Origin of the sequence: Faecalicatena orotica, from assembly GCF_905197545.1 — a bacterium.
GTDB classification, from domain to species: Bacteria; Bacillota; Clostridia; order Lachnospirales; family Lachnospiraceae; genus Faecalicatena_A; species Faecalicatena_A orotica.
Map to the genome: position 1 here is coordinate 21,906 of NZ_CAJJZH010000010.1, position 12,760 is coordinate 34,665.

10 protein-coding genes are annotated in these 12,760 nt (G+C 45.2%); 9 read left to right on the forward strand and 1 reads right to left on the reverse strand.

The window, feature by feature from the left end; all coding sequences use genetic code 11:
- The 7 genes from ABIN22_RS18745 (at nt 1) to ABIN22_RS18775 (ending at nt 9,956) form a co-directional block, all read left to right on the forward strand.
- Nucleotides 1-1,545: an alpha-L-arabinofuranosidase family protein gene (locus tag ABIN22_RS18745; protein WP_346910477.1), complete on the forward strand. Its 1,545-nt coding sequence runs from the start codon at nt 1-3 to the stop codon at nt 1,543-1,545.
- Nucleotides 1,538-2,917 (forward strand): carboxylesterase/lipase family protein, encoded by a 1,380-nt coding sequence (locus ABIN22_RS18750; RefSeq protein WP_346910479.1) that lies wholly within the window; start codon nt 1,538-1,540, stop codon nt 2,915-2,917. Before ABIN22_RS18745 ends, ABIN22_RS18750 begins: the two co-directional genes overlap by 8 nt.
- Complete coding sequence (locus ABIN22_RS18755; protein ID WP_346910481.1) at nt 2,914-3,765, forward strand: alpha/beta hydrolase fold domain-containing protein; 852 nt, start codon at nt 2,914-2,916, stop codon at nt 3,763-3,765. The genes ABIN22_RS18750 and ABIN22_RS18755 overlap by 4 nt, the downstream gene beginning before the upstream one ends.
- Nucleotides 3,766-3,778: 13 nt before the next feature.
- Nucleotides 3,779-5,899: a glycoside hydrolase family 3 C-terminal domain-containing protein gene (locus ABIN22_RS18760; RefSeq protein WP_346910483.1), complete on the forward strand. Its 2,121-nt coding sequence runs from the start codon at nt 3,779-3,781 to the stop codon at nt 5,897-5,899.
- Between the two features lie 458 nt (nt 5,900-6,357).
- A complete protein-coding gene (locus tag ABIN22_RS18765) occupies nt 6,358-7,080 on the forward strand; it encodes an ABC transporter ATP-binding protein (protein WP_346910485.1) in 723 nt (240 codons plus the stop codon).
- Entirely contained in the window at nt 7,067-8,572 is a 1,506-nt protein-coding gene (locus ABIN22_RS18770) for a COG1361 S-layer family protein (protein ID WP_118621543.1), read from the forward strand. Before ABIN22_RS18765 ends, ABIN22_RS18770 begins: the two co-directional genes overlap by 14 nt.
- A complete protein-coding gene (locus ABIN22_RS18775) occupies nt 8,541-9,956 on the forward strand; it encodes an ABC transporter permease (protein ID WP_109731264.1) in 1,416 nt (471 codons plus the stop codon). Before ABIN22_RS18770 ends, ABIN22_RS18775 begins: the two co-directional genes overlap by 32 nt.
- Before the next feature lie 32 nt (nt 9,957-9,988).
- Here ABIN22_RS18775 and ABIN22_RS18780 read toward each other — a convergent pair whose 3' ends face one another.
- Nucleotides 9,989-10,255 (reverse strand): hypothetical protein, encoded by a 267-nt coding sequence (locus ABIN22_RS18780; RefSeq protein WP_118621545.1) that lies wholly within the window; start codon nt 10,253-10,255, stop codon nt 9,989-9,991.
- Between the two features lie 132 nt (nt 10,256-10,387).
- Here ABIN22_RS18780 and ABIN22_RS18785 point away from each other — a divergent pair, with 132 nt between their 5' ends.
- Nucleotides 10,388-10,777 carry an RrF2 family transcriptional regulator gene (locus ABIN22_RS18785; protein ID WP_346910488.1) on the forward strand — a complete coding sequence of 130 codons (390 nt, stop codon included), beginning with the start codon at nt 10,388-10,390 and terminating at the stop codon, nt 10,775-10,777.
- 99 nt (nt 10,778-10,876) lie between these two features.
- Nucleotides 10,877-12,760, forward strand: coding sequence for an anaerobic carbon-monoxide dehydrogenase catalytic subunit (cooS, locus tag ABIN22_RS18790; protein WP_346910490.1), 1,884 nt, complete (start codon nt 10,877-10,879; stop codon nt 12,758-12,760).

Consider the following 12,760-nt stretch of genomic DNA (forward strand, 5'->3'; position numbering starts at 1 on the left):
ATGACAAAGAATGCGAAATTGACAATATATGCGGACCACACAAGAAATAAGATTAGCAAACATATCTTCGGGCATTTTATGGAGCATGCAGCAGATGTTATTTATGGGAGTGTGTATGACCCGGACAGCCCGATGGCAGATGAAGATGGATTCCGAAAGGATGTGATTCAGGCACTGAGGGATGTGCATGTTCCGATGCTGAGATATCCGGGAGGAAATTTTGTTTCCAATTATCATTGGGAAGATGGAATCGGCAAAAAGGAACAAAGACCGAAGAAATTCGATTATGCCTGGGTTGCAGAGGATGATAACCGGATGGGGACAGTAGAGTTTATCAAACTCTGCGAAAAAACAGGAGCCGAACCATATTTATGTGTGAATATGGGAAGTGGCACCGCCGAAGAAGCAATGAACTGGGTGGAATTCTGTAATGGCACGGGTGACACAAAGTATGCTAATATGAGAAAAAGTCTTGGATACGAGAAGCCGTTCCATGTAAAATACTGGGGATTAGGAAATGAGTTGTATGGAGACTGGCAGTTCGGTTCAATGAATGCACAGGATTATGCAAAGAAGGCGCTGAATTTTGCGAAAGCAATGAAATGGGCAGATCCTTCTATCAAATTAGTTGCCTGTGGGTATGATCTGGGGAGTGACTGGAATTATGAGGTTGCACGTGTTTTAAAACCGCTCATCGACCATGTGGCGATCCATCATTATTCGATTGGTTACGGCATTTTTACAGATGAAGATTATAATCAGTGTATGTATATTCCAGATTATATTACAAAGCTCACAGAGGTTGCCCGGGCATCTATCGTATCAGGCACAAATGATGCATTGACGAACATTAAGGTTGCCTGGGACGAATGGAATACCTATGCGTGGGATTTCGAGAAAGACGCGGATGATACCAGATTTACCCTTAAAAATACGATTTTGACGGCAGGGATTTTGCATTCATTTATCAGAAGCAGTGATATTGTAGAAATAGCAAGTTACTCACCGTTCGTAAATGTGTGCGGAGCCATTTCCGTTAAGAAGGACCATGTTTTGAGACGAGCACAGTATTCTGTGTTTGAGCTGTTAGCAAAAGTATTCGCGGCATGTGACTGTTATGTAGAAACCCGGATGGAAAGTGAGCAGTTTGAACTTCCAGAAGTAATTGATTATTCGAACCGGATGGCTGAAGCAAAATTCGCACTTGACGCGAAGAGTGAAAAACGTATGGTAAAGACCAGCTATATCGACTGCGTGGCGGCAATGAATGAGGATGGTACGAAAATGGCGGTATCTCTCATTAATAAAAATTTAGACAAAGATTATGAGGTGGAATTATTCGTGCTGGGCAGTGATGCCGTGTGGGATCAGGCCTTATGTTATCAGATTTATCACCCGGATTTCAATGCATCCAATACGTCAAAAGAACCGGAAAATGTTGTTGCAAAAGAGGTAAAGGATATATTAAAGGCGGGGAAAATACATTTGGACAGGCATTCAATCACAGTAGTTACAGTCGGTCTGGAGAAGAAGGCCAATGGTTAAAATCACAAAAATTAAAAATGGTTATGTCAGGGGATCTGCGGCAGCAGATCCCAGAATTATATCTTTTAAAGGTATTCCATATGCCTGTGCCCCGGTCGGGGAAAATCGGTGGCGGGCGCCCAAACCTTGCAAGGACTGGGATGGTGTCAAAGAGTGTCTTGAATTTTCACCGATACCAATGCAGAGTATTCCGGGTTTAGATAAGGAAAATATTTATACGAGAGAATGGAATGTAGATTGTGAAATTTCCATGAGCGAAGATTGTTTATATTTAAATGTGTGGACTCCGGCATCCTCCCGGGAAGATAAACTTCCAGTGTTTTTTTGGATACACGGGGGAGCGCTCCAGTGGGGGAACAGCGCAGAGATGGAATTTGACGGAGAGCGTCTGGCGCGCAGGGGCATCGTTGTAGTTACCATTCAATACCGTTTAAATGTATTTGGTTTTTTTGCACACCCTGATATGATGGGAGAAAATGCGGCCGGAGAATTAAATATTGGAAATCTGGACCAGCAGGCCGCCCTAAAATGGACAAAGGAAAATATCCAGGCTTTTGGGGGAGATCCGGACTGTATAACAATCGGAGGACAGTCTGCGGGCGGAGGAAGTGTCCTCACCCAGTTGAACTGTCAGGAAAATAAAGACTGCATCAAGGGGGCAATTGTTTCCAGCGGGATATTCGGAGATCCATTTCACGACGAGTTCTCGGTTACTCTGGAAGAAGCAGGAGAAAACAGCATCAGGTTTTTAGAATTTCTCGGAGTTTCTTCCGTGGACGAAGCAAGAAAACTTCCGGCAGAGTATATAAGAGATAAAAATGATCAATATGGAAAATTCTGGGTGACTGTGACAGACGGGAAGTTTCAAACGGATACATGGCGCCACAATATCCGAAAACATCGTTTCCTTGATGTTCCGGTTCTTTTAGGATGGACGAATCATGAATTTTTGAGAGGGACAGTGAACTCTATAGAAACAGGTTCCAGAATGTTCTGTTCCATAGAGCATGACGAAGGGTATACATATCCCAAATATGTCTATGAATTTGGGGCTGAAATACCGGGGGAAGATGATCCCGGGGCGTTTCACTCATCTGATTTATGGTTCTTTTTTGAGACACTGGCAAAATGCTGGAGACCGTTTGTTGGAAAACACTATGATCTCGCAAGACATATGTGTAACTATTGGGTGAACTTTATTAAGACCGGGGATCCCAATGGGGAGGACAGTACAGGGGCGCCGATGGAAACATGGCATCCGTTTGACCATGCCGCTTCAAATATCATGCATTTTTATGATATGCCGGAAGAAAAAAAGAAACCAGAAACAGAAATACAGAAGAATTACATCGATTATTTAAAGAGAGTATGATAAAGATGACAGAAACGAAAAAGAATCCTTATGAATATTTGTGTCATATTACACGGGTTAATTTCTACAAGCGCGGCTTAAATTATATGTCTGGTGTATATTATGCAGACGAGCACCCGAGGCAGTATATGGAGTGTTTTTATAAGGAAGGCTGTACAGACATGCCAGTTATCATTTGGATACATGGCGGGGCATGGGATGATGAATTTCTTACAGCGTCCTACCGGCCGGAGGAAACACTTGCAAAATTGGCGGAGGCAGGTTTTTTCATTGCATGTCTGGAATACCGCCTTACCAGACATGCTGTTCTGCCGGCATGTTTGGAAGACTGCCAGATGGCAGTCCGGTACCTGAGGGAACATGCAGAAAAATATCATATCAACCCGGAAAAAATCGGGCTTTGGGGTGAATCGGCAGGGGCGCACATTGCGTGTATGGTTGGGAGTGATTACAGTGGCTGCAAAATGCAGCCGGTACAGTGTGTTGTTTCTTTTTACTGCCCGTCAAATTTAAATACATTAGTGGAAGATATGAACCATGAGCTTGGATTTGTTGTGAATGTACTGCCGTCCCCCAAATTGGAGGAAGAAGAGATAACAAAGATTCTAAAAGAGATGAGCCCGGTCAGCTATGCGCATAAACAAGGTCTGCCTCCCATGCTTTTGTTCCACGGAGCGTGTGATGAGGTTGTTTCATGTAATCAATCTATAGAATATGCGGGCAGATTGAGAAATGCCGGGAATGAGGCAAAACTAGTCATTGTCCCGGGGCAGGGGCACGGATTTTTTTCAGGAAGTAAATACTATGATCAAGTGACAGATTTTTTTAACCAAAATTTGTCTGAATAAACGGAGGCTGTATATGAATAGAAATGAAGCAAGAAAGAGGGCGCAAGAGTTAGTTGCCCAGATGACGGTAGAGGAAAGGGCTTCTCAGTTAAAATTTGACGCTGATGCAGTCCCACGCCTGAATATACCGGCATATAACTGGTGGAATGAAGCACTGCACGGAGTTGCAAGGGCGGGAACTGCCACTGTTTTTCCGCAGGCGATCGCTCTGGCGGCAGCGTTTGATACCAATATGATGGAAGAAATCGGAGATGCAGTTGCTGTTGAGGGTCGTGCAAAATATAATGAAAATTTAAAGCAGGGTGACAGAGATATCTATAAAGGGCTTACATTTTGGGCACCAAATGTGAATATATTCCGTGACCCCAGGTGGGGAAGGGGACATGAGACATACGGGGAGGACCCATACCTTACATCCCGCCTCGCAGTCCGTTTTATTAAGGGCCTGCAGGGGAATGGTGAATATTTAAAAACAGCAGCGTGTGCAAAACATTTTGCAGTTCATTCCGGCCCGGAAGAAAAGAGACATTTTTTTAATGCTGTTGCTTCCAAAAAGGATATGGAGGAGACATATCTTCCGGCCTTTGAAGCTTGTGTAAAGGAAGCTGATGTGGAAGCAGTGATGGGCGCATATAACCGTACAAACGGAGAACCATGCTGTGCAAGTGAAACATTAATGAAACACTACCTCAGGGGAAAATGGGGATTTCAAGGGCATTATGTTTCTGACTGTTGGGCAATCCGCGATTTCCATGAGAACCATAAGGTGACAGAACGCCCGGAACTGTCAGTTAAAATGGCGCTTGAGGCAGGATGCGACCTGAATTGCGGATGTACCTACCAGAAGATATTAAATGCATATCAGGAAGGGATTATAGATGAAAAGTACATTACAGAGTCTTGTGTGAGATTGTTTACAACCCGTTTTTTACTGGGCATGTTTGATAAGACAGAAATGGATGATATCTCTTATTTGGAAGTTGAGTGTGACAAACATATCAGGCTCTCTGTAACAGCGGCGCAGAAAAGTATGGTATTACTGAAGAACAACGGTATTCTGCCATTAAAAACGACGGATATTCATACAATTGGCGTGATCGGGCCGAATGCAGACAGCAGAAAAGCCCTGATTGGAAACTATCATGGAACATCTTCAGAGTATATCACTGTCCTTGAAGGAATTCGGCAGGCGGCAGGAGAGGATGTGCGCATTTTATATTCAGAAGGATGTCATTTGTGGAAGGATACGGTCGAGCACCTTGCAGATCCAAAGCAGCCTGACCGGCTTGCAGAAGCATTGACAGTCGCCGGGTATGCAGACGTAGTGATCCTTGTTGTCGGGTTAGATGAGACTCTGGAAGGGGAAGAAGGAGATACCGGAAATTCGGATGCGTCAGGGGATAAGCGGGATTTAAGTTTTCCTCCGTCCCAGAGAAAACTTATGGATGAAGTGTTAAAATGCGGGAAACCTGTTGTCGTGCTTAATATGACGGGAAGTGCAATGGATTTAAGAGCAGCAGACAAGAATGCGGATGCAATTCTCCAAGTGTGGTATCCGGGCGCAAGAGGAGGAAAAGCAGTGGCGGATATCCTGTTTGGCAAAGTATCTCCTTCCGGGAAATTGCCAGTAACTTTTTACAATGATATAGAAGATCTTCCGGATTTTGAAGATTATTCTATGGTGGGCAGGACATACAGATATTATAAAGGAGATGTATTATACCCATTTGGCTATGGACTGACTTACGGAAAATGTGCAGTTGAAAGTGTGGCTGTGGAAGTAAAAAAATCTGCGGAAGGTGTTTTTGACGGAGCAGAAATATTAGCGGAAGTTGAGAATAAAGGTGACGTGCCGACAGACGAAGTGCTTCAGGTTTACGTGAAAGATACATACACAGAGTTTGTTCCCCCGTCTGCTTCGCTGGCAGCATTTTCGAGAATCTATCTGGATGCAGGGGAAAAGAAAACAATCCGTATCAAAGTTGACAGAAAAGCATTTACCAGTGTGGATGAAAATGGAAATAGAGCACTGTATGGCAGTAAATTTGAGTTATATACAGGATTTTCCCAGCCGGATAAAAAAAGTGAAAAACTGACAGGATGTTCCTGTAAGAAAGCTTTAATCACAATATAGACAGAAATTAAGCCCGGAAACAGGTATGGTTCCAGGCTTATTTTTTATGGTGGGAAAGGAGCTAAAAAAGGTGAGGAGATTAGCTCCTTCATTAAGTAAACTACTGAAAGTGAAAAAACTTACGGAATATTTAAAAATTTTGTGAATAAATATTATTTTATTCCGACAAAAAAGTGCGGATCTGATTTTTTTTCTGCCGTGTATCTGCATCATGGAAGAATAAGCGAATATTATGCCGGCCGGGCAGATAAGTCCCTCAGAAACAGGTTTGCAATAAAATTAAGAATTTCTTAATAAATTACACAGTTAAATATTCTAATTACATAAGTATGATGTTAAAATAGAGTATACTTATTGGCCTGCTGGTGTTAATTGGGCATATATGGGGGCGTGCTGTCAGACAGGCCCTGCATGCAGCCGGGCATTGGGTATACGGTACAATATGAAGGAGGGACACCGTGAATAAAGTCATTGAGGTAAAGAACTTGTATAAGCTGTACAAGGTTGGCGATTCGGTGGTGCGGGCGCTCAATGGAGTCGACTTTGAGATAAATGAAGGAGAATTCTGTGCAATTGTCGGAACATCCGGTTCGGGAAAATCGACACTTCTAAATATGCTCGCGGGTCTGGAGAAGCCGACAAGAGGTGAAGTAATTATAAACAATGAGCACATGGAGAATTTAAACGAAGACGGACTGGTCAGGTTTAGGAGAGAGAATATCGGATTTATCTTTCAGTCGTTTAACCTGATTGGAACGATGAATGCACTGGAGAATGTGGCGCTTCCGTTAAGTTTCCGGGGAGAAGCAAAGAGCAGCCGCCTGAAAAAGGCCAACCGGATGCTTGACCTGGTCAGCCTGAAAAAGCATAAGAAGCATCTGCCGAACCAGATGTCCGGAGGGCAGCAGCAGAGAGTTGGCGTGGCAAGGGCACTTGTCGTAGATCCTAAGATTATATTTGCGGATGAGCCGACCGGGAATCTGGATTCACATACGTCAGAAGAAGTGATGAAACTGATGCAGAAAGTCGTGCGTGAGCAGAAGAAGACACTTGTCATGGTTACCCATGATAATCATCTGGCTACATATGCAGACCGTATATTCCATATTATAGACGGGAAAATCGTAAAAATAGAAGATAACCATGAAAAGAGGGAGGAAAAGGAACATGAGACCATTTAAAAAAATTGCGGGGATCGCGATGAGCCTTGCTTTGACAGCAGCTATGATACTGCCGGCGGGGGTACGTGCAGAGGATACGGTGGAGCCGATACCGGATATCAAAATATCGGTATCAGAAGGACAGGATGCACCGTCATATCAGGCAGGGGATTCCGAACAGGAATTGAAGATTACTTTAGAGAATACCGGAAAAGCAGATGCTAAAAATGTAAAGATAATCCCAGTATTGAACGATGCCTCAGAATGGCCGTTTAATATTGAAAATATGACGAATGAAGTCACGGTTGGCGATATAGCTTCCGGGCAGAGTGCAGAGGCTGTTTGGGATAAACTAACAGTACGTTCGGATGTAGGAAATAATACGGTGAGACTGTTTTTTAAGATTACCTGTGATGATGGGATTCAGAATCAGTTCCAGACGAATAAATATGTATTTGTAAGGACAAAAGAAAAGCCGAAGGAAGAAAAACCTGAGGAGCCAAAGCCGGAAGAAAACGGGGAACCAGAAGGCGGAGAAGCCGGTTTTTCAAACAGTGACCCTGTCGTTTCAGGCGGCGGGGGCGGTTCAGAATCCGGTAAGGATGCCGTACCGAGGGTCATTGTCACTGGATTCAATACAGATCCGGGGGCAGTGAATGCAGGCAGCGACTTTAAGCTGATTATCCATTTGAAGAATACTTCTACAAAAACGGCGGTTTCCAACATGCTGTTTGATCTGCAGGCACCGTCATCAGGGACCGAAGCAGCAGCGGAGGCACCGGCATTCCTGCCGTCATCAGGATCCAGCTCTATTTATCTGGACTACATCCCGGCAGGCGGGACACAGGATATCTCCATTGCGTTGAATGCAAGGGCGGATTTGGTTCAGAAGCCATACAGTATTGCAATGACGATGAAATATGAAGACAGCAATGCTACACAATATGAGAGTTCTTCAAGTCTGGCGATTCCTGTGAAACAGGCGGCAAGATTTGAATTCAGCGAACTCGAGATTGCACCTGAGGCAGTAGCGGTAGGCGAGGAGGCTAATATTACATGCAGCCTTTATAATACAGGCCGTATTAAATTATACAATGTAAAAGCAAAATTCCAGGGGGATGGAATCGAAGGTAAAGATGTCTTTGTCGGAAATGTGGATTCAGGTGCGACAGGTTCTATCGACGGAATCGTTACAGCTACACAGGAGATGGCGCCGGACCAGAAGTGTAAGATGATTGTCTCATACGAAGATGAATCTGGAAAAGCATCAACCGTAGAGAAGGAATTTTCACTGACGATCACACCGGAGCAGGCACCGATGGATATGTCGCAGATGGTTGATATGCCGGCTGAAAAAGGATTTCCGGTTTTACCGGTTGTAATAGGAGCCGTTGTAGTTGTGGCAGCGATTGTCATCTTGATTATCGTACTCAAGAGAAGAAAGAAAAAGAAGGAGTCTGTAGAAGAGGAGGACTTGTTGGATGAGGTGGATCGATTTACTGAGGATGAGTAGTGGCAACCTCAAGCGAAGAAAGCTTAGAACTTTTCTCACCATCCTGGGAGTCGTTATCGGAACAGCATCCATTGTGGTCATGATTTCTCTGGGGCTTGGAATGCAGGAGTCCATGTACCGTGAAGTCGAGCAGTCCGGCGGAATTACGAACCTGACAGTCACGGGAAAGCAGACAGAAGGTTCCATGTATTATATGTCTTCCGGTGATTCCGACCAGCAGGAGCCAAGTAAGTATATTACGGATGATGTCATTAACCAGCTAAAGCAGTTGGAGCATGTAAAGAGTGCAAATCCAATTCTGGATGTCAGCGCGATTGCATTAAAGGGCAAGTACATGGGATATCTGCAGCTGCGTGGGATGACGCCGGAAGCACTTAAGGAGCAGAATATAAAACTGGCTGCCGGAGGAAGGCTTCCAGACCCTGACAGTGCCAATCTGGAACTTGTTTTTGGAAACGGCGTTCTTACCAGTTTCTATGAGAAGACAACCGGTAAGGGATACTGGGAAACCGGGGAAATACCGGATGTGGATCTGGCACATGACCAGATGTTTCTGATTCTGGACCAGGATGGCTATTTTCAAACACAGAATCAGGGTGCCGGGATGTCGGCAGGGGGCGGTGAAGGAGGAGCGAATCAGACACCGGTTAAACCGCCGAAAAAATATGTTGTCCAGTCCAGCGGAGTAGTGGAAGGGGATATCGATACTTATAATGCTAATTTTTACTATGTTTACTGTGACATAGATAAATTAGAGGAACTGCTGAAGAAAGAGTTCCGCGGCAGAGTAATTCCCGGACAGCCCAGCACGAAGTCAGGCAAGCCGTATAAACAGTTTGTATACAGTTCTGCAAGCGTGCAGGCGGAAAATCTGGACGATGTGGATGAACTGTCCGCTACGATCAGAAATATGGGATATCAGGTTACAACGAATGCAGAATATATGGAGAGCATGAAAAAGCAGTTTGCAATGATTCAGGCTGTTCTCGGGGGAATCGGGGCGGTATCTCTATTCGTAGCTGCAATCGGTATTGCAAATACAATGATGATGTCGATATATGAACGTACAAAGGAGATCGGTGTTATTAAAGTATTGGGATGCGGTCTGAAGAATATTAAACAGATGTTTCTTATGGAGGCGGCATTTATCGGGTTTATAGGAGGTGTAGTGGGGAATATCCTAAGTTTCCTGCTGTCCTTCATTATCAACTTCCTGACGCAGAGCGGCAATGCGATGGGAATTGACGGAAATATTTCCTATATCCCGCCGTGGCTTGTGCTTGCCTCGATGGCATTCGCGGTGTTTGTGGGAATGGCAGCCGGGTATTTCCCGGCGCTGAGGGCGATGAGACTGAGCCCGCTTGCAGCCATACATAACGAGTAATAGAAACGAAGAGTAAGGGAGGTTTTGTTCCCTTACTCTTCTTCTATAATCTGGATTTCAAGGTAATCGAAATCGATGGAATCTACAAAATTATCCTGGTAAAATCTTGCTTTGGCATGTTTCTTGAAGTCATTTATTGTCTTATCGAGCCAGATTGGTTTGCTCAGATCAAATTCATAGCAGATTGCATCGAGTGCATGAAATACTTTATGTGTGCGTGTGTCGTCCGTGTCATCACAGATGACCGTATCACGCAGCATTCTGTTGTCTTTAAATTCTTTACCCCATAAACGGAACATAATTCGACCTCTTTCTTGGATTGGATAGTTACCAGTATATCATTCTTCGAAAAGCTTGTAAATGTTCATATTTAAAGTTGACAAAAAAAGTCCAGTATGCTAAAATTTTAACAAAAGATGAGAGGTGCTTTCATGCTTTTAACAAGAGAGAATGATTATGCGATTCGTATGCTTCGTTCCATGAGAGACGGGGAAAAGCATACGGTAAAAGAGATATGTCAGGCGGAAGAGATTCCGGAGGCGTTTGCTTATAAGATATTGAAGAAGCTTAGGAGAGCCGGCCTGATTGAGGTTGGGCGGGGTGCTTCGGGCGGGTGCCGGCTGAATCAGCCGCTTGAGGAACTGAATCTGTATGATGTGGTGACAGCAGTCGATGAGGAGCCTTTGATCATGCCATGCCTCAGAGAAAGCTGCAGCAGGAATTCCGGTGGCAGCAGGTGCAGGGTACATACGGAGCTCGCAAAGATACAGGGCGTATTGATGAAGGAATTAAGGGCACGGAAACTGTCAGACCTTTTTTAAACTGCAGAGATGATTTAAGGAAATAATCCCTCTTTTTCGGAGGGAAAATTTTATAAAACAAAGTGGACTAAAATTATCAAGTATTGAGGAGGTACAACTATGAATCAATGTTATGGATGCACTACATGTAAGAGCGCTGATAAGCCATTAGAAGGCTTTATTGCCGGACTGCCGATGGAGACGTCCCACCATCGTGTGGAAGGACAGAGCACGAAATGTGCATTTGGGCTTCAGGGAGTCTGCTGCAGGCTCTGTGCTAACGGGCCGTGCCGCATCACACCGGAGGCCCCGAGAGGAATCTGCGGGGCAGATGCTGACACAATCGTAGCCAGAAACTTTCTGCGGGCTGTCGCTTCCGGTTCAGGGTGTTACATACATGTCGTTGAAAATACGGCACTGAATGTTAAGAACGTTGCAAAGTCAAAAGGTGAAATCAAAGGACCGGATACCCTGAACAGGCTGGCCGCGATTTTTGGCATTGAGGAAGAGGACATCCACAGGAGGGCCGAGGCGGTTGCAGACGCAGTGCTGAAAGACCTTTACCTCCCTGAATATGAGAAGATGCAGCTCACGGAAAAAATGGCATATGCTCCGCGTTATAAGAAATGGAAAGAACTCGGAATTCTCCCGGGTGGTGCGAAGTCGGAAGTGTTCCACGGAGTTGTAAAATGTTCTACAAATTTGAACTCAGATCCGGTCAATATGCTGCTGGACTGTTTAAAACTGGGGATTTCCACAGGAATTTACGGACTGGTACTGACGAATCTTCTTAACGACGTAGTGCTTGGGGAGCCGGAGATCCGTTTTGCACCGGTTGGACTGCGGGTCATTGATCCGGATTATATTAATATTATGATTACGGGACACCAGCATTCGATGTTCACCTTCCTGCAGGACCGTCTGACGGATGAGGATGTTGTAAAGAAGGCAGAAAAGGCCGGGGCGAAAGGCTTCAAGCTGGTCGGGTGTACCTGTGTAGGACAGGATCTGCAGCTGCGCGGCGCCCATTATGAGGATATCTTTGATGGTCATGCAGGCAATAACTATACAAGTGAAGCGATACTGGCAACGGGTGGGATTGATGCTGTTATTTCGGAATTTAACTGTACACTGCCGGGGATCGAACCAATCTGCGAAGAATTAAAGATTAAGCAGATATGTATTGACAATGTGGCGAAAAAGGCAAATGCAGAGCTGAAGGAATTTGATTTTGAGAACCGTCCCGCTGTGACAGAGGAGATTATTGATGAGGTGGTTGCGGCTTACAGTGCACGCAGAGGCAGCGTACCGATGAACCTGATGAAAGAGCACGGTTATGATAACACGCTGACAGGTGTCAGTGAAATCTCCCTTAAGAAATTCCTTGGCGGAAGCTGGAAACCGTTGATCGACCTGATTGTATCAGGGGATATAAAGGGTGTTGCCGGCGTGGTTGGGTGTTCTAACCTGACTGCAGGCGGGCACGATGTACTGACGGTAGACCTCGTGAAGGAGCTGATTGCGAAGGATATCATTGTCCTGACGGCCGGATGTTCTTCAGGGGGAATTGAGAACTGCGGACTTATGACACCGGAAGCGGCAAAATATGCAGGGCCTAAGCTGAGAGCTGTCTGTGAGAGCCTTGGCATCCCGCCAGTATTGAACTTTGGACCATGTCTTGCAATCGGCCGCCTTGAGATCGTAGCAACTGAACTGGCAGAAGAACTGGGCGTAGACCTTCCGCAGCTGCCGCTTGTACTTTCTGCGGCACAATGGCTGGAAGAGCAGGCGCTGGCTGACGGGTGCTACGGACTATCACTCGGGCTGCCACTGCACCTTGGGCTGCCGCCATTCATGACTGGAAGTAAGGTGGCTGTAAAAGTGCTGACAGAGGATATGAAGGAGCTGACCGGGGGACAGGTGATTATTAACCCGGATGCAAAGGAATCTGCGGAGATTCTGGAAGAGATTATTCTGGAAAAACGCCGGGGACTTCAGATTTAG

What these genes read in the sequence shown, in the direction of transcription:
- ABIN22_RS18780 (WP_118621545.1), bottom strand. Translation starts at nt 10,255, where the DNA reads ATGTTCCGTTTATGGGGTAAAGAATTTAAAGACAACAGAATGCTGCGT.
- ABIN22_RS18770 (WP_118621543.1), top strand. Translation starts at nt 7,067, where the DNA reads ATGAGACCATTTAAAAAAATTGCGGGGATCGCGATGAGCCTTGCTTTG.
- ABIN22_RS18745 (WP_346910477.1), top strand. Translation starts at nt 1, where the DNA reads ATGACAAAGAATGCGAAATTGACAATATATGCGGACCACACAAGAAAT.
- ABIN22_RS18775 (WP_109731264.1), top strand. Translation starts at nt 8,541, where the DNA reads ATGAGGTGGATCGATTTACTGAGGATGAGTAGTGGCAACCTCAAGCGA.
- ABIN22_RS18760 (WP_346910483.1), top strand. Translation starts at nt 3,779, where the DNA reads ATGAATAGAAATGAAGCAAGAAAGAGGGCGCAAGAGTTAGTTGCCCAG.
- ABIN22_RS18750 (WP_346910479.1), top strand. Translation starts at nt 1,538, where the DNA reads ATGGTTAAAATCACAAAAATTAAAAATGGTTATGTCAGGGGATCTGCG.
- cooS (WP_346910490.1), top strand. Translation starts at nt 10,877, where the DNA reads ATGAATCAATGTTATGGATGCACTACATGTAAGAGCGCTGATAAGCCA.
- ABIN22_RS18785 (WP_346910488.1), top strand. Translation starts at nt 10,388, where the DNA reads ATGCTTTTAACAAGAGAGAATGATTATGCGATTCGTATGCTTCGTTCC.
- ABIN22_RS18755 (WP_346910481.1), top strand. Translation starts at nt 2,914, where the DNA reads ATGATAAAGATGACAGAAACGAAAAAGAATCCTTATGAATATTTGTGT.